Here is a 19215-nt window from a genome sequence, read left to right as displayed (position 1 = left end):
CGATTTAAAGCCATTCAAGTTGAGGCAGGCCGGTTCGCGCCGATCTGGCCCGCGCTGCGCGCGCGTAACTGCGCGACTTCCTCCTCCAGCGCGTGCACGCGTTGTTCGCGCTGCGCCGCTTCCGTTTCAAGCGCCTGAATCCGCGCGTCGCGCTCCGAAAGCGCCGCCGCCACATCCGCCGCATCGATGCGTTGCGGGATGTGCTGCGAGCAGTTGCGATCCCACGCCTCGACCGTGAGAAGAATCGCCCGCTCCGGCAGCGCCGCGTAGCCTTGCGGCATCAGTTTGCCGATCAGTTCGCGATCCTCGACGGCTCGCGCCGTGCCCCAGATCTTCACGCGCCAGCGGCGCGCATAGTCCATCAGGAACAGATGCGCGTGCGGGTTGTCCGCGAGGTTGCCGAGCGTGATGTACTGGCGGTTGCCCCTGAAATCGGCGAATCCGATCGTGCGCTTGTCGAGCACCTGCAGGAAGCCCGCCGGGCCGCCGCGATGCTGGATATACGGCTGGCCCTCGACATTCGCGGTGGCGAGGAACACGCTCGTCTGCGTTTCGATGAAGGTTTTCAGCGCGGGCGGAATGGCGGCGGGCCAGCCGCCCTCCGCCTCGACCTGCTCATACATCTCGCGCGAGCCCAGACGCTGCTGCATGGCCTTTACGCTGGTCGTGAAGACGGCATCGCCTGGAAAGTGACGGACAGCGGAGGTCATCGCGTGCTCCTTCGGTTCGGACCGGTTGGAGTCTGCAGCGTAGTCCCTTCCACCTCGAAAGATAATCCGTCAAAGCCGGGAATCATCCTCCTGGTTTTCGGGAGGCCTGCCCGATGGGCGCGCTGCAAGGCTGGGCACCTTCCTGAACGCGTGCGACCCGATCGCGCTACCCTTTAAATTCGCGCAGCGCCGCGCGTTCACGGAACACGCAAGTGAGGCACGGGCGAGGCGCAAACGAGGCACATGCCCACATGCGGCTCGCGGCGGCACGTCTCGCGAGCCAAGGCAGAGAGGGAAACATGTCGAAAACGATCTGGATCGTCGTCGCCAACCGCGTGACGGCGCGCATTTTCGCGGCGGACAATCCGCTCGGCGCAATCGATGAAGTGGAGACGCTGCTGCACCCCGAAAGCCGCGTGCCCGAGCAGAGCCTCGTGAGCGACAAGCCGGGCCGCACGACCGACCGCGCGGGCCCCGGCCGCCAATCGAGCGATCCCGACACCACACAGCACGCGCGCGAAGCCGCGCTGTTCGCGGCCCAGATCGCGGCGACGCTCGCGCGGGCACGTACTGAAGCGCGCTACGGGACGCTCGTGATCGCAGCGCCGCCCGCCTTTCTCGGCGTGCTGCGCAAGGCGCTCGATGCGCAGACGCAAAACACCGTGACGCTCGAACTCGACAAGGATCTCGCGCACCTCGACGCGCGCGCATTGCGCGCACGCCTGCCCGAGCGGCTCGTGCGCAGCGAAACCTGAGAGACCGGCAGACCGGCAAGCAGGATCGGCGGCGGCGCGCATCCACGACCGATGCCGCCGCACGGGCCATCGTGCGTTCACACCATCACATCAGGTCATCTCGATCACGACACGTCCGCGCGTGCCGCCCGCCACGGCCTCGTAGGCCTTGCGCGCACGTTCGAGCGGGAACCGCAGCGCGACGACCGGCGCTTCGAAGTGACCCGCGTCGAACGCTTCGGCGATGGCCGCCATCATCGGCGCAGCGTCCGCGACGCCGAGCTTCGCGCTGTCCGCGCCGAAAAGCTGCGTTTCGTTGTGATAGAAGTCGATCAGATCGAACTCCACGCGGCGCTTGCCGGTCGCGCTGATCTCGATCACGCGCGCGCGCCGCTTCGCAAGCGACAGCGCAAGCTCGAACGCGACGCCGCCCACCGCGTCGTAGACCACCTCCGCGCCCGCGCCGCCGGTCAGTTCCAGCACGCGCGCCGTGGTGCCGTCGTCGAGCGGCACGAACGCGTCGATGACGCGCGCCGCGGGCGACTCGGGGTGCGGCGCTTCGCGCCCGATGCCGATCACGCGCGCGCCGCGAGCATGCGCGATCTGCGCCGCAGCGCCGCCCACCCCGCCTGAAATGCCGATCACCGCGACCGTCTCGCCTTGGGCGACGCGCGCGTAGTCGACGGCGCCCAGCCACGCCACGACAAAGTTCACGCCGATGGACGCCGCTTGCGCGTGGCTCAACGACGCCGGCTTGCGCGCCAGCCCGGCCACGGGGATCTCGATGAACCCGGCGTGCGTGCCGTCGCGCGTGAAGCCGATGTCGCCGCCCGTGCCCCAGACCTCGGCGCCCATCCAGTCGTCGGGGCCCGCCGTGACGACGCCGCTGAAGTCGCGCCCCGGCACGCGCGGCAGGACCGTGTGTTCGAAGTGGCCGGACACGTTCTTCACGTCGCTCGGATTCACCGACGCCGCGAGCACGCGCACGAGCGCATTGCCCGCGGCCGGGACGGGCGTGGGCAGATCGACGTATTCGAGCACGTCCGGCTTGCCGAAGGACTTGAACTGGATGGCTTTCATGACACGACTCCTCAAGGGCGGATTGCACGCGGCGGCGACGCACTCGCAGGTGCGTCGAACTGCAGCGTCGAACTGCAACGAAGTCTAAACGGAGGCCGAGAGCCGTGCAGGCAGGCCGCCCTGGCGTGCCGGGCTGGCAGGGCAAACGCACGCGCAGCCGCGTTGCATGCGGCGGAGCGGATTTCAGATGTGGCGATGTGATTTTGTACCTGTACCGCCGCCAGGGCCGAATTGAGCAACATATTAGAAATATATATAATGTTCGCCGACAAAGTACTCCGTGATCGATCCGTGCAACGAAAGCCCCCCCAGCTCACACCCGACGCCCTCGGCGCCCTGCGCGAATCCGCCGGGAAATGCTGCGCGCTCCTGAAGGCGCTCGCACACGAGGACCGTCTGGTCCTGCTCTGCCAGCTCACCGAAGGCGAGCGCAACGTCGGCGAGCTGGAAGCGCTCGTCGGCGTGCATCAGCCGAGCCTCTCGCAGCACCTCGGCGTGCTGCGCGAAGAAGGCCTCGTGCAGACGCGCCGCGAAGGCAAGTACATCTACTACAGCCTCGCCGGCTCCGACATCATCCGCATCATGCAAACACTCTCGGATCTCTATTGCAGCCCGCCCAAGGGGAATTCATGAATTTCAGTCTCGATCTGGCACACTTCACACCAGTCGCCTCGCTCACGGGCGGTTTGCTGATCGGCGCCGCCGCCATGCTGCTCGTGCTCGGCAACGGGCGCGTGGCGGGTATCAGCGGCATCGTCGGCGGACTACTGAACGCCGTGCGCGGCGAGCGTGCGTGGCGGGCGGCCTTCATCGCCGGTCTCCTCGCCGCGCCCTGGCTCTGGCGGCTCGCCGCTCCCCTGCCCGCGCCCGTGATCGAATCGACGCCCGTCACGCTCATCGCCGCAGGCCTGCTGGTCGGCGTCGGCACGCGCTACGGCTCCGGCTGCACGAGCGGCCACGGCGTGTGCGGTCTTTCGCGCGGCTCGCTGCGCTCGCTCGTGGCGACCGGCAGCTTCATGGCAGCCGGTTTCATCACGGTCTTCGTGGTGCGCCACCTGATTGGAGGTTGAAATGAAGGTCGTCAACGCATTCGTCAGCGGCCTCGTGTTCGGCGTTGGCCTGATCCTCTCCGGCATGGCGAACCCGGCCAAGGTGCTGGGTTTTCTGGATCTGGCCGGTCACTGGGACCCGTCGCTCGCCTTCGTGATGGCGGGCGCAATCGCGCTCGGCGCGCTCGGCTTTCGTTTCGCGCGCACGCGCCGCACGAGCGTGCTCGGCGCGCCGATGCATCTGCCCACGGCCACGCGCGTCGATTTCCGCCTCGTCGGCGGCAGTCTGCTGTTCGGCGCCGGCTGGGGACTCGCGGGCTTCTGTCCGGGCCCCGCGCTCGTCAACGTGGGCAGCGGCCAGCCCGGCGCGTGGCTCTTCGTGGCCGCCATGCTCGCCGGGATGGCGCTCTACACCGTCCTCGAACGCCGTCGTCAACGATCCTAGTCATCTTGATCAGGAGTCTTCCCCACCATGCAAATCGTCCCGCACAGCGACCGGTTCGCCAGCGCCGGCCAGATCACCCCTGACGACGTCGCCCGCATTGCCGCCGCAGGCTACCGCTCGATCATCTGCACCCGCCCGGATGGCGAAAGCGGCGCGGATCAGCCCACGTCGCAGGACCTGCGCACCGCCGCGCTGAAGCACGGCCTGCAGTTCGCCTATCTGCCGGTGAAGCCGGGCCAGATCACGGCGAGCGACGCCGAACGCTTCGCACAACTGCTCGACGATCTGCCTGACCCGATCCTTGCGTACTGCCGCAGCGGCAACCGTGCGACGACGCTATATCAGCTCGCCGCCTCGCCTGCCGCCGCGCAGGCGCCGAGTGCGCCGGCCGTCCTGCCCGCATGCGACTGGGACGGCGCCGGATTCGACATCGTCGTGATCGGCGGGGGCTTCGCGGGCATCGCCGTCACCGCGAGCCTGCTGCGCCGCCAGCCCTACCTGAACATCGCGATCGTCGAGCCGGCCGACCATCACGACTATCAGCCGGCCTGGACGCTCGTTGGCGGCGGAGTCTACGACGCGAAGAAGACGCGTCGTCCGATGGCGAGCGTGATTCCCGAGGGCGTGAAATGGATCCGCGCGGCGGCGACGCGCGTCGAGCCGCACAACAACCTCGTGCGCCTCGACAGCGGCGAGACCGTCACCTACCGCGACCTCATCGTCACGCCGGGGCTGCGACTCGCGTGGGAGCGCATTCCGGGGCTCGAGGAAACACTCGGCAAGCATGGCGTCACGTCGAACTACTGCTACGACCTCGCGCCCTATACGTGGCAGCTCGTCGAGCAAATGAAAGCGGGCACCGCGCTCTTCACGCAGCCCGTCATGCCGATCAAGTGCGCGGGCGCGCCGCAAAAGGCGATGTACCTCGCGTGCGACTACTGGCGGCGCACCGGCGTGCTGTCGAAGGTCAACGTCGAGTTCAATCTCGCGGGCGCGGTTCTCTTCGGCGTCGCGGTTTTCGTGCCGCCGCTCATGAAATACGTGGAGCGCTACAACGCGAAGCTCGCGTTCTCGTCGAATCTGGTGGCTATCGACGGCCCGTCGCGCACGGCGACGTTCGAGACGAAGGACGCGAACGGCAAGGTCGCGCGCGTCGAGAAGCGCTTCGACATGATCCACGTCGTGCCGCCGCAGGTGCCGCCCGATTTCATCCGCGACAGCGAACTCGCCGATGAAGGCGGCTGGTGCGAAGTCGATCACGCGACGCTGCAGCATCCGCGCTTTTCGAATGTGTTCTCGCTCGGCGACGTGTGTTCCGCGCCGAACGCGAAGACGGGCGCGGCGGCACGCAAGCAGGCCGTGATCGTCGCCGAGAACCTGCTCGCCGCGCGCGGCGGCAAGCCGCTCGCCTATCGCTACGACGGCTACGGCGCGTGCCCGCTCACGGTCGAGCGCGGCAAGGTCGTGCTGGCCGAATTCGGCTACGGCGGCAAGCTGCTGCCCACGTTCCCGCTGAACCCGACGCGCCCGAGCCGGTTCATGTGGTTCCTCAAGGCCAGCGTGCTGCCGCGCTTCTACTGGTCTGGCGTGCTCAAGGGCCGCGAGTGGCTCACGCGGGCTGGACGGGATTAACGTGGGACAAACGCGGGATTGACGCCGGAGTAACGCGGGACTGACACGCGCAAGGCGTGAAATGCGCCGCCGGGCCATCGGCGGCGCACGGTTCAAACCGTCACTTGCCGGATTCGTGATGGGCGCCTGGGGCGCGCACCCAGGCGCCGCGGCGCCAAACTTACCCTTCGAAATCGAGCCCGCCGATCAGCACTTCCGGCTCGTTTTGCGTGCACGAAGCGAAATCCACGGAACGGGCCGACTCCCACGACGCCATCTTGCGCACCGTCGCCTCCAGATAGTGCTCGAAGCGCGCCTCGCCGCCAGGCTCCATCAGACGCTCGATTTCGTCGACATCCCACGTCAGCGAGACGTTCAGCGCATACGGATAGACATGCCGGGGCCCGTGCGTCGCGCCGACGAGGCGTACACGCGTGGGATGCCCGCGCCCTTCGCGCGGCACGACCTCCACCCGCACGGCCGAGCCGAACTGGCTCGCAAGCTTCGCCGCGATACGCGGGGCGAATTCCACCTCGAAGCGGTGGACAACCTCATGGCTCATGCGTGACTCACTCCACGGATCGTTCCGGCCGGGACGGTCGTCACCGGCACGCTGGCACGCTGGCACGCTGGTACGACGGTACGACGGTACGACGGCACGACGGCACGACAGCGCAACGGCACAACGGCGTGCAGCCGCAGCCGCTCACGCCAAAGAGCGCGGCCTGCGGTTACACGTCATCGCGAAGCCCATCGCCAGTCGTCCGAACATGCTACCGCGCCATAACGGGGAGAGCCACTCTCCGGGCCGCCGTCGGTGCGACGCTTACGCGAAAGCCAACGATCAGGGCGCGCCGCGCACCTGGCGCGTGGCCACGGAGCGGCGCACCCCTTCGAGCGAATAGAGCGCGAGCGCAACCCAGATCGCGCCATACCCCACGGCGCTCACGGCGCCGAACGGCTCGCGATACACGAGCACGCCCGTGAGCAGTTGCAGCGTGGGCGTGACGTACTGAATGAGTCCGAGCGTCGAGAGCGGGATGCGCCGCGCCGCCGCACCGAACAGGAGCAGTGGAATGGCGGTCACCGGACCGGCGGCGGCCAGCAGCAGTTGCAGAGGCCGCGAGGCATGCATGAAGTGGCTCGCGCCGCTCACGCCGAGCATCGTCAGATAGATCAGTGCGACGGGAAAGAGCAATAGCGTTTCGAGGACGAGGCCTTCGAGCGCGCCCAGTTGGGCAGTCTTGCGCAGCAGCCCATAGCCGCCGAAGGTCAAGGCGAGCGCGAAGCTGATCCACGGCAGCGCGCCGTTCTGCCAGGTGAGCCACGCGACGCCAGCGGCGGCGATGCCGACGGCCGTCCACTGCACCGGCCGCAGCCGTTCGTGGAGAAACGCGTAGCCGAACAGCACGTTGATGAGCGGATTGATGAAGTAGCCGAGGCTGGCTTCGACGATGTGTCCGGCATTGACGGCCCAGATATAGGTGCCCCAGTTCGCCGAGAGCAGCAGGGCGCTCGCCGCAAAACGGCCGACGAGGCGCCGGTCGCGCAGCACCGGCCCGAGCCAGCGCCAGTGATGGCGCACGAGCAGCACGGCGAGCACGAAGAGCAGCGACCACGCCATGCGGTGCGCAAGTATTTCGAGTGCGGGAATCTGATGCAGCGTCTTGAAGTAGACGGGAAAGAGGCCCCAGATGACGAAGGCGCAAAAAGCGTAGAGGATGCCGGGATTCATGATTTTCCGTGACTGGGCACGCGGCTTCGCAGCCGCTTTATAGGCGTTTTGCCGCTTGCTTTGCCCTGATTTTTTTGCTGGTTTTGTCCTGAAATGCCCGGCTCAAGCGGGGAAAAACGCGCCGGAAGCAGCGCGCGCAAGCGGATCGCAGCGAGCCTCGAAACGCGATTCGCGACCAACCCGGCTTCGTTTAACCCTGCGCCGATTCGCCAGTTTTGCGACAATAGCCGATTTTCGCCGCCCGACTTTGCCGCTGTCCACCGTAAGGTGCATCGAGTGGCGCATATACGATCGTTGCGATCGTTGTGCATCCGTCGTGGCGGACGACAACTCTGACCCGGCCCGGTGCGCAAGCGATGTCTCTACCTCATATCGACCCGCTGTATTCGCTTTCCGGCCTGTTCGTCGGCTTTCTGATCGGCCTGACCGGCGTGGGCGGCGGCTCGCTGATGACGCCGATCCTCGTGCTGCTGTTCGGCGTTCACCCGGCGACGGCCGTCGGCACGGACCTGCTCTACGCAGCCGCCAGCAAGTCGGTCGGCACGCTCGTGCACGGGTTCAAGAAAACGGTGGACTGGGGCGTCACGCTGCGCCTCGCGACCGGCAGCGTGCCGGCCACCACGATCACGCTGATCCTGCTGCACCGCTATGGCATGGATACGCCGCGCGCCGGTCGTCTGATCCAGCTGGTGCTCGGCGTCGCACTGCTGGTCACCGCCACCGCACTGGTCTTCCGGAAGCAGCTCACGGCCTTCGCGATGCGCCACCGCCACGCGCCGGGCGAGGCGCGCACGCTGTTGCTGACCGTGCTCACGGGAGCCGTGCTCGGCGTGCTCGTATCGCTCACTTCTGTCGGAGCCGGTGCGATCGGCGTGACGGTGCTGCTGCTGCTCTATCCTGCGTTGCCGACCGTGCGCATCGTCGGCTCGGACGTCGCGCACGCCGTGCCGCTCACGCTGCTCGCGGGGGCCGGCCACTGGCTGCTCGGCTCGATCGACTGGTCGATGCTGCTTTCGCTCCTGTGCGGCTCGCTGCCGGGCGTCGTGGCAGGCAGCCTGCTCTCGGCGCGCGCGCCCGAACGGCTGCTGCGCATGCTGCTCGCGGCAACGCTCTCGCTCGTCGGCGTGCGCCTCGTCATGGCCTGAGCCATTCGCCCGAGGCCCGGCGCCTCGGCGATCCGCTTATATCCGCTTACTTCCGCTTATGCGTGCGGCGCAAGTCGGAAAAAGCGGCCGTTCAGATCGACCTCGAACTGGCGCAGCCATTGCCCGCGCGAGTCGACACGGTAAGCCTGGGCCCAGGCGCCGCGGCGCACGACCAGCAGTTCGCTATGCGCGGGATCGTCGGGATCGGCCTGGCCGCTGATGTCGAAGTGAATAGGCGCGAAGCCGTGCCGGGCGCAGGCAAGCTCGAAGGCGGCGCGGTCGTCGAGCGGCAGATCGGTGTAGGTGCGGATGGCCATGTCAGTAGTCCGGCAGTGAGGCCGACGGCGGCCTCGGGTTCTTGCACAGCACTCTTAAGGTATACGCCGTTTCCGCAGCAATCTGTGTGTCAATCCACACGCTCGGTGCGCGATGCAGATAAAAAAACGGACTGCGGCCGTGCGCCGCACCCCGTTCGTCCTGCTGCCGCACGCCATCCACCGAGTACGACGTCCGTTATTGCTGAACCACGGTGAATTTGTTCGTCACCGAGGTCACGTCTGCCACGCGCAGCGGCCCGTGCCCGGGCGCCGCCACGGCCAATCTCATGTACCATCGGCTGTCAGACGCGCAGTCAAACCCGGCGCTCGCGCCGCCCACCCACGGAACTCCGAGGCACGCATTTCGCAGATGAAGCCACGCACCGGCCGCAAACCTCCTCGCCGTCTCGTCGCGCGATTCGTAGCGATTTCGTGGCGCGACCTGGCGGTATCGTTTGGTCCGATCCTGCTCGTGAGCATCGCTGCCATCTGGGTCGCCGTGCGGCTCATCCAGCCCGCGCCGCCCAGAACGCTCACGATCAGCGCGGGGCCGCAGGGCAGCACCTTCTGGAACGCCGCGCAGCAGTACAAGACGATCCTCGCGCGCAACGGCATCACGCTGGACGTGCTCGAATCGCAAGGCTCGGTGCAGAACCTCCAGCGTCTCGCCGATCCGAAATCGACGGTCGACGTCGCGTTCGTGCAGGACGGCCTCGCGACCAAGACGGGCAAGGCGCCCGCCGGGCTCGTCTCGCTTGGCAGCGTGGCGTATGTGCCGCTCGCCGTGTTCTATCACGGGCCGGTCGTGACGCGCCTCTCGAAGTTCGAAGGCCAGCGTCTTGCCATCGGCCAGGAAGGCAGCGGCACGCGCGAGCTCGCGCTCGCGCTCCTGAAGGCCAACGGCATCGAGCCGGGCGGCGCGACCACGCTCCTGCCGCTTTCGGGCGACGACGCGGCCCGCGCGCTGGTCAAAGGCGAGATCGACGCGGCGTTCCTCACGGGCGACTCGGCGCAGCCGCCGGTGATGGCGCGCCTCGTGCACATGCCCGGCGTCCACTTCTTCGACTTCTCCCAGGCCGATGCCTACGCGCGGCGCTTCGCCTACCTCACCGCGCTCACGATCCCGATGGGTGCGTTCGATTTCGGCCACAACCTGCCGCCCGCGCCGATCCGCATCATCGCTCCGACGGTCGAACTGATCGCCCGCGACTCCCTGCATCCAGCGCTGTCCGACCTGCTGATCGAGGCGGCGAAGGAAGTGCACGGCGGCGCAACGCTCCTGCAGACAGCGGGCGAATTCCCCGCACCGCGCTCGCACGACTTCCCGATCAGCGACGACGCCGCACGCTACTACAAGTCGGGCAAGAGCTTCCTCTACCGCATGATGCCGTTCTGGCTCGCGAGCCTCGCCGACCGCCTGATCGTCCTGCTCGTGCCGATCATCGTCGTGCTGATTCCGGGCTTGCGGCTCGTGCCGTCGCTCTATGCCTGGCGGGTCAAATCGCGGATCTACCGCTGGTACGGCTCGCTCATCGCACTGGAACGGGCCTCGATGAACGAGCCGACGCCCGCCGAGCGCCACGCGCTCGTGCGCCAGGTCGACGCGATCGAAGACTCGGTGAACGCCATGAAAATGCCGCTCGCCTACGCGGACCAGTTCTACGTGCTGCGCGAGCACATCGGCTTCGTGCGCGCCCGGCTGGCCCACGCGCGCGTGCGCAGGAGCGAGCGCGACGAAGCCGCGGCGGACGGGGAACACGGCGAACACGGCGGCGAGACGGCACAGTCCGCCAGCGGGCACGCAGGCGCGGGCAGCCCGGAGTGACACCGATGGCGCACGCCGCGAGGCGCGCGCAAGATCGGGCATCGGCACCCGGCTGTGCCCCCTGCCACGCACCTGCATGCGGGCAACAACACAATCGAAACGAAGGGCCGCTCATCAGGCGGCACGCATGAAAAACAGAACGGGAGGAACAGCATGATCAGCGGCATTGACGCCAACCAGCCGACGTGGTTCTACGACTTCGTGTCGCCCTTCTCGTACCTGCTGCTCGAGCAGTACGACAAGTGGCCGGGGATCGACTTCGAACCGCGCCCGGTGCTGCTATCCGACCTCTACCGCCACTGGGGCCAGCCGCTCGGCTATCGCATTGGCGCGAAGCGCGTCTTCACCTACCGCCACGCGCTCTTTCGCGCGGAACAGCTCGGCATTCCGTTCAAGATGCCGCCCGCGCATCCGTTCGATCCGGTCAAGCCGCTGCTGCTCGCCATCGCGGGGGGCGCGGACATCACGTTCGTGCGCGAGATCTTCCGTTTCATCTGGCGCGATGGCCGCGATCCGTCGACCGACGAAGGCTTCGAGCAGTTGTGCGCGCACGTGGGGATCGCGAACGGCGAAGCGTTGATCGAGCAGGAAGCCGTGCGGGCCCAGTTGCGCCGCAACACCAACGACGCCATTGCGCTCGGCGTGTTCGGCGTACCGACATTCTTGATGAACAAGCAACTGTTCTGGGGCGAAGACGCGCTGCCGATGGTGCTCTACTGCGCGCGCTCGCCAAGCTGGCTCCAGTCGCACGAGGTCGAGCGCATCAGCGCGCTGCCTACGGGACTCGTGGACGCCGACGCAGCATGATGTCCTGATTTCCCTGACTGACTGAAACCCGGCGCGGCGCGGCGCGCCGTCCGGGGCCGTCCTGCTGCACGAACCGGTTGATGTGCGTCTGCACACAAACCGGTTCCGTGGGAGAATCACGCGTTATTCGCCGTCTTCCACCCGTATTTTTCCCCATGTCCGCTGACACGGCGCCTGAGCGCAGCACATTCGCCGCGACCCTGCAGATCATTCCGGTCGTCTTTTTCACGTTCCTCTGCTACCTCACCATCGGCATTCCGCTCGCGGTTCTGCCGGGCTTCGTACACACCGACCTCGGATTCAGCACCGTCGTGGCGGGTGGCGCCATCAGCGTGCAATATTTCGCGACGCTCGCCTCGCGCGCGCTCGCGGGACGCTCGGCCGACACGATCGGCCCGAAACGCACCGTGGCCCTCGGCCTGATCGGCTGCGGCGCAAGCGGCGTGCTGCTCCTGCTCGCGACGCTCGTCGCCCACTGGCCCGCGCTCTCGCTCACGCTGCTCGTCGTGAGCCGTCTCGTGCTCGGCTGCGGCGAAAGCCTGTGCGGCACGGGCGCGATTCTCTGGGGCATCGGCCGCGTCGGCGCAACGCACAACGCCCGCGTGATCTCGTGGAACGGCATCGCCACCTACGGCGCGCTCGCGCTCGGCGCACCGCTCGGCGTCGCGTTCGCGCATTTCGTCGGCTACTGGACGCTCGGCGTCGCCGTCATCGCGCTCGCCGCGCTCGGCTACTGGCTCGCGAAACCGGTCCCGGCCGTGCCCGTCGTCCACGGCGAACGCATGTCGTACCGCAGCGTGTTCACGCGCGTCCTCCCGCACGGGCTCGGCCTTGCACTCGGCTCGGCGGGCTTCGGCTCGATCGCCACGTTCATCACGCTCTACTACGCCGCGCAGCACTGGCCCAACGCCGCGTTCACACTGACCGTGTTCGGCCTCATGTTCATCGGCGCCCGCCTCCTCTTTGCCCACACGATCAAACGATTCGGCGGCTTTCGCGTCGCCATCGCGTCGTTCTCGTGCGAGTGCGCCGGTCTGCTGCTGCTATGGCTCGCGCCCGTGCCGGGCATCGCGCTCGCAGGCGCGGCGCTCACGGGCTTCGGCTTTGCGCTCGTGTTCCCCGCGCTCGGCGTCGAAGCCGTGGGGCTCGTGCCCGCCGCGAGCCGCGGCGCCGCCCTCTCGGCTTATTCGGTGTTCCTCGATCTGTCGCTTGGCATCACCGGCCCGCTCGCGGGCTATGTGGCGAACCGCTTCGGCTTCGGTTCGGTGTTCCTGTTCGCGGCCTTCGCGGCGGCAGCCGCCGTCGCGCTTTCCGTGTCGCTGCATCGGCGCAGCCTGCGCGCAGCGACGCCGGCTGCCGACGCAGCCGCGCCAACGGCCGAATAGGCCCGCTATTCGCGCCGGAATATTTCGAATAGGAGTACACGAGAATCGATGCCTACACGCCGCCCGCATACTGCACGGTGACGGCTTCGGCGGCGTCACTCACGCCGCACAGCGCGCGCAGCAGCGGCGCTTCGCGCTCGTCCACCTCGACCGGCAGACACTCGGCGCCCGCCCACGCCAGATAGCGCGCCCGGTGCTGTCCGTTGTGAAACGCCACGACCCCCACATGCGCGAGCCGCAGCCAGCCCGCGAGGCCGGTTGCACGGCGCGTCGAGATCGTCACATACGGCATCTGCGGCACACGCTCGTTGTGCGGATCGAGAAATTCGCGGATTCCGCGCACCTTGCCTGTGTGCCAGTCGCCCACGGGCCGCAGCACGTAGTCGGTGTCGTCGCGGTCGGCGCACTGGAGCAGTCTGTAGAGATCGACGATCACCACCTCGTGGCGCGGACCATCGGCCGTGAAGACGCGCTGAAGGCATACATGATCGTAAGCATGATGGTCAGGCAGCGGCACGACCCACAGCGATGCGGAAACAGACGGCGGCGAGAGCCTGGAAGCGGACGCGAACATGGGCAGCGACTGCATGCAAAAGAGGGAACGGCTTCCCGAGCTAAAAGTGGCTTACGCTACGGGTGAATCATGAATTTCGTGTGACCTGAATGTGACTTGAAGCTATTGCAGGCCATCAAGGAAACCCGCCATGCAAATCGAAAGGTTCGGCGCCGATTCCGGCACAGAGGTGCGCATCGAAGCGAACGGCCACGTCGCGACCATCGTGCTCGACCGTCCCGCGCGGCGCAACGCCATCGACAGGCCAACGGCGAACGCACTCGCAAGCGCCTTTACGCGTTTCGAAACGAATCCGCAATGGCGCGCCGCGGTGTTGTTCGGCGCGGGCGGAACGTTCTGCGCGGGCGCGGACCTGACTGCGCTCGGCGACGAGAACCGCCGTAACGAAATCCATGCCGATGGCAGCGGACCCGGCCCGCTCGGCCCGACACGCATGACGCTCAGCAAGCCGGTGATCGCAGCGATTACAGGATACGCCGTCGCGGGCGGACTCGAACTCGCGTTGTGGTGCGACCTTCGCGTCGTGGAGGAAGACGCGGTGCTCGGCGTGTTTTGCCGCCGCGTGGGCGTGCCGCTGATCGACGGCGGCACCGTGCGGCTGCCGCGTCTGATCGGCCTCTCGCGCGCGCTCGATCTGATCCTCACGGGCCGTCCCGTCGACGCGCATGAAGCACTCGCGTTCGGACTCGCGAACCGGGTCGTCGCGCGCGGCGAGGCACGCACGCAAGCCGAACAACTGGCCGCGCAAATCGCGGCATTTCCGCAGGCGGCGCTGCTCGCCGATCGCCGCTCGGCGCTCGATTACAGTCTGCTTGACGACATGGCCGACGCGTTGCGCCGCGAAGGCGCGGCAGGTTATCGCGCAGTGCTCGACGAAGGACTCGCGGGCGCCGAATTATTCGCATTGGGTAAAGGTCGTCACGGCAGCGCATTCGATAGCTGATTCGGGTTGAAGGCGCCCGCGCGACCCACTAGATTGGAACGAGGATGACGTCGCCCACGCTGCGCCGCTCCGCCCTTGCGCATACCGCGCCATACCGCGCGATACCGCGGCATTCCTCTAATGAACCGCACTATCGCGCGCTCTTGAATCGGCATCACGGGGGAGCCCATGCCGACCGATCGAGTTATCCGGTTCGCCGATTACGAACTCGACGTCGAACGTTATCAATTGCGACGCGCGGGCCAGCAGATCCGGCTCGAACGCCTGCCGATGGATCTGCTGATCATGCTCGCATCGCGCCATGGCGAACTCGTCGCGCGCACGGATATCGTCGACCGTCTGTGGGGCGGCAGCCTGTTTCGCGACACCGAAAACGGCATCAATACGGCGATCCGCAAGATCCGCATCGCACTCGGAGAAGACCCGGCGCAGCCGCGCCATCTCATCACCGTGAAGGGCAAGGGCTATCGGCTCGACGGCGCACAGCGGGCCGCACCCGAACCCGCCATGGACGATCCCGCCACGCCGCCGCCCGCAGCGGCACGCGCGCTCGTGCTGCCGTTTGCAAACCTCACCGGCGACGCGGCGCAGGAAAGCCTGTGCGACGCGCTCGCCGACGAAATTTCGGCGACGCTCGGCGCACTCCATCCCGAACGGCTCCTGCTGCTTGCGCGCACCACGGCCGCACGCTATCGCGACGCGCGAAAAAGCATCAGCGAAATCGCACACGAACTGAAACTGGATTACGTGCTCGAAGGCTCGCTCACGAAGGAAGCGAGCCGGATGCGCGTCCTCACGCGCCTGATCCGCTGTGTCGACGAGGTGCAGATCTGGAGCAGCGCGCACGAGCCCGTTGCACTGGGCGCGCTCGACATTCCCAAGGAAGTGGCGGCCGCGCTTGCACTGGATCTCGCGCCGACGCTATGCGAGCAGCGCCGCATCACGCTCACGCGCCGCCTGCCGGTCGATCCGGCAGCGCACGACGCCTACTTGCGCGGGCGCTTCTACTGGTATCGCCGCGTGCACTTCGACGCGGGCTTCAGCGCGCATCACGCAATCGACGGCGAAGATTTCTTCCGCAGCCGCATGTATTTCGAAGCCGCGGTCGAACGCGATCCGAATTACGCACTCGGTTACACGGGCCTTTCGAACTACTACGGATCGACGGTCGTTCACGGCCTCATTGCACCGCTCGAAGGCTGGCCGCTTGCACGCGAGCTGGCCGAAAACGCGCTGGAACTCGACCCGGATCTGCCCGAAGCGCACCACGCGCTCGCTGCGGTCCACTACTTTTTCGAGTGGGACTGGAGCAAGGCCGAAGCGGGTTTCAAGGAAGCGTTGCGGCGCAATCCGACCTATGCGGACTCGCATCGCCTCTATGCGCGCCTGCTGACCGCCATGGGCCGCCGCGCCGAGGGCGACGCCGCCATGGAGCGCGCCGAGCGAATCGATCCGCTCGCGTTCCAGGGCGCACGCGCGTTCGGCATGGTGCTTTCGGGCAAGCATGCCCAGGTCGTTAGCGAATATCTGTCACCGGGACATCTGGAACATCCGCCGCTCGTCTATCAGTTGCTTGCGACGGCGTTCGAAGTGAAGAAGCTCTTTGCGGAGGCCGTCGATGCAACCGTCGAAGCGCTCGTGAGCTGCGGACAGCAAACGCGGGCAACGGCCATTCGCGCGCAATGGGAAGCGGGCGGTTACGACGCGGTGTTGCGCTGGTATCTGGATGATCTGCTCGTGCGGCGGCGCAGCCGCTACACGTCGCCGCTCGTGATTGCCGAGGCCTATGCACGGCTCGCGCAACCGCATGAAATGTTCCACTGGCTTGAAGCCGCGCTCGCGGAACGCAGTTCGCGACTGTGCGAGCTACGCTCGAATCCCTGGTTCCAGCCCTACCGGCCCACGGGCCGCATGCGCATGATCGAAAAGCACATCGGCGCCGGGCTGGCTTAGTGCTTCATCGTGTCTCATCGTGCCGATGGTGCACACGGTATTGAACCGTGGCAACCATATACTGCATTCCAGCGCAGCGGCGGGCGCAGACACGCGTCGCTGCGCAGGCACGACACTTACTGTCCGCGATAAACGGACCTGTCGAGGCGATCGCGTTCGCCAGTCTGTTCGGAACGGATAAGTTCCTGATAGACCTGTTCATGGGTAATGGCCATCGGGCCGCCAGCGGCGCCAGTCGACATCGGCGCGCCGCCCACATCCTGTGCCGCCGGCGGGTTCGTGGCCTGCGGCGGGTCGGATTGCGAATCAGCGGCAAAGACAAATCCTGCGAAGCTGGCAGCCGCGCAGGCCAGCGCGATACGTGTTGTGCTTGACTTGCTCATTTCATCGCTCCGGAAGGGTTGCGCATAATCCCGTCCGCCATGCGCGTAGCGGACGATCGGGGCGTACCGCACCCGGCGGGCGCGGACTGGATCGTAGGAGGATCGTGCGACGCGCCGTTTGCCCGCACCATGGACGCAAGCTGAAGAAATCGTGGAGGATCGCGGGCCGGGCAGCCTGCCGATACGTGCAAGTCAGCGCTTATCCGGGTCGAAATACTTCGCGAGACCCTGCCAGCATTCGTAGTAGCCGGCCTGAAGCTGCGGCGATTCGAGCGCGTAGCGCGTTGGGCGGATCAGCGTGCGCGTTTCGAACATGAACGCCATCGTATCGGCGACCTTGTGCGGCTTCGAAGTGTCGGCCTGCGACGCGCGCTCGAACGTCTGCGCATCCGGTCCGTGTCCCGACATGCAGTTGTGCAGGCTCGCACCGCCCGGCACGAAGCCTTCGGCCTTCGCGTCGTAGACGCCGTGCACGAGCCCCATGAACTCGCTCGCGACGTTGCGGTGATACCACGGCGGACGGAACGTGTTCTCGGCTGCGAGCCAGCGCGGCGGAAAGATCGCGAAGTCGATCGAATCGACGCCCGGCGTGTCGGTTGGCGAATGCAGCACGAGGAAGATCGACGGATCCGGGTGATCGTAGCTGATCGAACCGATCGTGTTGAAGCAGCGCAGATCGTACTTGTACGGCGCGTAGTTGCCGTGCCAGGCCACGACGTCGAGCGGCGAATGGCCGATGTCCGCACGCCAGAGTTCGCCGTTCATCTTCGTGACGAGTTCGAATTGCCCTTCCAGATCCTCATAGGCCGCACACGGCGTGAGGAAGTCGCGCGAATTCGCGAGACCATTCGCGCCGATCACGCCGAGATCCGGCAGACGCAGAAGCGCGCCGAAGTTCTCGCAGAGATAGCCGCGCGCTTCGCCGTCGGGCAGCGCCACGGTAAAGCGCACGCCGCGCGGAATCACGGCGATTTCGAACGGTTCGACATCGAGCCGGCCCATCTCCGTGGCAATCGCGAGGCGGCCATGCTGCGCAACGATCAGCAATTCGCCATCCGCGTTGTAGAAGAAGCGGTCGACCATCGGACGGTTCGCCGCGTAGAGGTGAATCGCGCAGCCGCTCATCGAAGCAGCCGAGCCGTTGCCCGCCATCGTCACCCAGCCGTCGATGAAGTCGGTGGGCGTGTTCGGCATCGGCAGCGGATCCCAGCGAAGCTGGTTGGGCGGCGTCGGCGGCACGGCGCTGAAGTCGGCAACGAGGCGCGGCGATGATGAGACGACCGGTGCGGCGACCGGTGAAACAACCGGCGTGAATGGCCGATGCACGGCGCCCGGGCGAATGCGATAGAGCCAGGAGCGGCGATTGTGCGAGCGCGGCGCGGTAAAGGCGGTGCCCGAAAGCTGCTCGGCGTAGAGGCCGTAGGCGACGCGCTGCGGCGAATTCCGTCCCTCGGGCAATGCGCCCGGTAGCGCTTCCGTTGCGAATTCGTTGGCGAAGCCGCTCATGTAGTTGCGTGTGTCGCCGCGCATGTCGCCATGTATGTGGCCGATGTTGGTGTCGTTCGCGTCGCCGCGCCCGGCGTCGACAGCTTCGTTATGGTGCCGCTGGGATGCATTCATCGCTGGCTTCTCGCTCACGTTGTCCTTCCGATACGGCAGGTCAGGAGAGAGTATGCGCCGATCGTCGATTGGCTCCAAAAGCTGCGCCCCCGACGCCCTCGCAAGCGAAGGCGTCGGGGGCGGGTCAATGCATGTCGCTACCCGTGGCGGCAGAAACGGAAGCCAGCGTATTTAGTTGGCGAATTCCGGCTCGACCGCGCCGCGTACGGCGTGAAGCGAGCCAGCCGCCTTGTCGTTTCCACCGCTGCCCTCAAGCGTCCGATACCCGACGTTCGCACGCAGCAGCAGGATCTTGAGGTGATCGCCGATGCGCTCGATACGGTCGTTGAAGTGGTTGAGGAACAGCAGCACGAAGAGCGCCGTCGAGATACCGAGGGCCGTGGCGTACAGCGCGGTGCCGATCCCCGCCGACACCCCCTTCGTATCGGAGATGCCAAACGCGGCGAGCGACGTGAACGTCTCGATGATGCCGAGAATCGTCCCCAGCAGACCGAGCAACGGCGCCGCGGTCACGATCGTATCGAGGATCCACAGGCGATGCTTGAGGCGCGTCTTCATCGCGAGATAAAGCGCCTGGGACAGGTTTTCCATCTCTTCCACCGTGCGCGCCTTGCGGCGCGCACGCGCGAGCGACTTCAGCGCCGCTGCGGGCACGCTGTCATTGCTCTCGAGATGCATGGCCAGATCGTCGAGCGATGCTGTGTCGCCGGACAGCATCTGGTTCAGTTCGCGCGCATGGCGACCGGTGTAGCGATAGAAGATGATCCGTTCCACGCTGATAAATACAGACAGCGCGAGGCAGCCGTACATCAGGTAAAAGGTCGAATCGTGCAGTAGTTGCGAGGTCATGTTCTGACTCCAGAGAAATTCGTCTGTACCGTTGTGCGTTCAAAATTCGG

20 protein-coding genes are annotated in these 19215 nt (G+C 66.6%); 11 read left to right on the top strand and 9 right to left on the bottom strand.

What is annotated here, in order from left to right; genetic code table 11:
- Positions 1–14: 14 nt before the first annotated feature.
- A complete protein-coding gene (locus ACFPTO_RS15115; RefSeq protein WP_377712315.1) occupies positions 15–710 on the bottom strand; it encodes a pyridoxamine 5'-phosphate oxidase family protein in 696 nt (231 codons plus the stop codon).
- A 299-nt stretch (positions 711–1009) separates the two neighbouring features.
- Here ACFPTO_RS15115 and ACFPTO_RS15110 point away from each other — a divergent pair, with 299 nt between their 5' ends.
- Complete coding sequence (locus ACFPTO_RS15110) at positions 1010–1465, top strand: host attachment protein (protein WP_377712313.1); 456 nt, start codon at positions 1010–1012, stop codon at positions 1463–1465.
- Positions 1466–1555: 90 nt separating this feature from the next.
- Here ACFPTO_RS15110 and ACFPTO_RS15105 read toward each other — a convergent pair whose 3' ends face one another.
- Positions 1556–2524 (bottom strand): quinone oxidoreductase family protein, encoded by a 969-nt coding sequence (locus tag ACFPTO_RS15105; protein WP_377712311.1) that lies wholly within the window; start codon positions 2522–2524, stop codon positions 1556–1558.
- Between the two features lie 258 nt (positions 2525–2782).
- Between ACFPTO_RS15105 and ACFPTO_RS15100 the strand changes: the two genes are divergently transcribed.
- The 4 genes from ACFPTO_RS15100 to ACFPTO_RS15085 are packed head-to-tail and all read left to right on the top strand — an operon-like array spanning position 2783 to position 5650.
- Positions 2783–3157: a metalloregulator ArsR/SmtB family transcription factor gene (locus ACFPTO_RS15100; protein WP_377712309.1), complete on the top strand. Its 375-nt coding sequence runs from the start codon at positions 2783–2785 to the stop codon at positions 3155–3157.
- Positions 3154–3594 (top strand): YeeE/YedE family protein, encoded by a 441-nt coding sequence (locus tag ACFPTO_RS15095; RefSeq protein ID WP_377712307.1) that lies wholly within the window; start codon positions 3154–3156, stop codon positions 3592–3594. Before ACFPTO_RS15100 ends, ACFPTO_RS15095 begins: the two co-directional genes overlap by 4 nt.
- Before the next feature lies 1 nt (position 3595).
- Positions 3596–4018, top strand: a complete 423-nt coding sequence (locus tag ACFPTO_RS15090; protein WP_377712305.1) for a DUF6691 family protein — start codon at positions 3596–3598, stop codon at positions 4016–4018.
- A 27-nt stretch (positions 4019–4045) separates the two neighbouring features.
- Entirely contained in the window at positions 4046–5650 is a 1605-nt protein-coding gene (locus ACFPTO_RS15085; protein ID WP_377712303.1) for a bifunctional protein tyrosine phosphatase family protein/NAD(P)/FAD-dependent oxidoreductase, read from the top strand.
- Positions 5651–5810: 160 nt separating this feature from the next.
- Here ACFPTO_RS15085 and ACFPTO_RS15080 read toward each other — a convergent pair whose 3' ends face one another.
- On the bottom strand, positions 5811–6191 hold the full coding sequence (locus ACFPTO_RS15080; protein ID WP_377712301.1) for a DUF5594 family protein: 381 nt from the start codon (positions 6189–6191) through the stop codon (positions 5811–5813).
- Positions 6192–6473: 282 nt separating this feature from the next.
- Positions 6474–7364 carry an EamA family transporter RarD gene (gene rarD / locus ACFPTO_RS15075; protein WP_377712299.1) on the bottom strand — a complete coding sequence of 297 codons (891 nt, stop codon included), beginning with the start codon at positions 7362–7364 and terminating at the stop codon, positions 6474–6476.
- 356 nt (positions 7365–7720) lie between these two features.
- On the opposite strand from rarD, the gene ACFPTO_RS15070 reads away from it, so the two are divergent.
- Complete coding sequence (locus ACFPTO_RS15070; RefSeq protein ID WP_377712297.1) at positions 7721–8509, top strand: sulfite exporter TauE/SafE family protein; 789 nt, start codon at positions 7721–7723, stop codon at positions 8507–8509.
- A gap of 56 nt (positions 8510–8565) precedes the next feature.
- Here the strand turns inward: ACFPTO_RS15070 and ACFPTO_RS15065 are convergent, their stop codons facing one another.
- Positions 8566–8826, bottom strand: coding sequence for a hypothetical protein (locus ACFPTO_RS15065; RefSeq protein WP_377712295.1), 261 nt, complete (start codon positions 8824–8826; stop codon positions 8566–8568).
- 370 nt (positions 8827–9196) lie between these two features.
- Between ACFPTO_RS15065 and ACFPTO_RS15060 the strand changes: the two genes are divergently transcribed.
- From ACFPTO_RS15060 to ACFPTO_RS15050, 3 genes are all read left to right on the top strand, one after another.
- Complete coding sequence (locus tag ACFPTO_RS15060; protein WP_377712293.1) at positions 9197–10651, top strand: TAXI family TRAP transporter solute-binding subunit; 1455 nt, start codon at positions 9197–9199, stop codon at positions 10649–10651.
- Between the two features lie 153 nt (positions 10652–10804).
- Positions 10805–11458 carry a 2-hydroxychromene-2-carboxylate isomerase gene (locus ACFPTO_RS15055; protein ID WP_377712291.1) on the top strand — a complete coding sequence of 218 codons (654 nt, stop codon included), beginning with the start codon at positions 10805–10807 and terminating at the stop codon, positions 11456–11458.
- A gap of 155 nt (positions 11459–11613) precedes the next feature.
- Positions 11614–12843: an MFS transporter gene (locus ACFPTO_RS15050; protein ID WP_377712289.1), complete on the top strand. Its 1230-nt coding sequence runs from the start codon at positions 11614–11616 to the stop codon at positions 12841–12843.
- Positions 12844–12895: 52 nt separating this feature from the next.
- On the opposite strand, the gene ACFPTO_RS15045 is transcribed toward ACFPTO_RS15050, so the two are convergent.
- Positions 12896–13417 (bottom strand): plasmid fertility inhibition factor family protein, encoded by a 522-nt coding sequence (locus tag ACFPTO_RS15045; protein WP_377712288.1) that lies wholly within the window; start codon positions 13415–13417, stop codon positions 12896–12898.
- A gap of 130 nt (positions 13418–13547) precedes the next feature.
- Here ACFPTO_RS15045 and ACFPTO_RS15040 point away from each other — a divergent pair, with 130 nt between their 5' ends.
- Positions 13548–14360, top strand: a complete 813-nt coding sequence (locus ACFPTO_RS15040; protein ID WP_377712287.1) for a crotonase/enoyl-CoA hydratase family protein — start codon at positions 13548–13550, stop codon at positions 14358–14360.
- A gap of 168 nt (positions 14361–14528) precedes the next feature.
- Entirely contained in the window at positions 14529–16313 is a 1785-nt protein-coding gene (locus ACFPTO_RS15035) for a winged helix-turn-helix domain-containing tetratricopeptide repeat protein (RefSeq protein ID WP_377712286.1), read from the top strand.
- Positions 16314–16429: 116 nt separating this feature from the next.
- Here the strand turns inward: ACFPTO_RS15035 and ACFPTO_RS15030 are convergent, their stop codons facing one another.
- The 3 genes from ACFPTO_RS15030 to ACFPTO_RS15020 form a co-directional block, all read right to left on the bottom strand.
- Positions 16430–16696: a hypothetical protein gene (locus ACFPTO_RS15030; RefSeq protein WP_377712284.1), complete on the bottom strand. Its 267-nt coding sequence runs from the start codon at positions 16694–16696 to the stop codon at positions 16430–16432.
- A gap of 192 nt (positions 16697–16888) precedes the next feature.
- Positions 16889–18226, bottom strand: a complete 1338-nt coding sequence (gene hmgA / locus ACFPTO_RS15025; RefSeq protein ID WP_377712629.1) for a homogentisate 1,2-dioxygenase — start codon at positions 18224–18226, stop codon at positions 16889–16891.
- Between the two features lie 261 nt (positions 18227–18487).
- Positions 18488–19165, bottom strand: coding sequence for a MotA/TolQ/ExbB proton channel family protein (locus ACFPTO_RS15020; RefSeq protein ID WP_377712282.1), 678 nt, complete (start codon positions 19163–19165; stop codon positions 18488–18490).
- Positions 19166–19215 lie beyond the last annotated feature (50 nt).

The sequence above is a fragment of the Paraburkholderia denitrificans genome (assembly GCF_042655705.1).
In the GTDB taxonomy this organism is placed as follows: Bacteria; Pseudomonadota; Gammaproteobacteria; order Burkholderiales; family Burkholderiaceae; genus Paraburkholderia; species Paraburkholderia denitrificans.
Note: the sequence above shows the minus strand (reverse complement) of the source record. Positions and strands in the feature narration are given on the sequence as shown.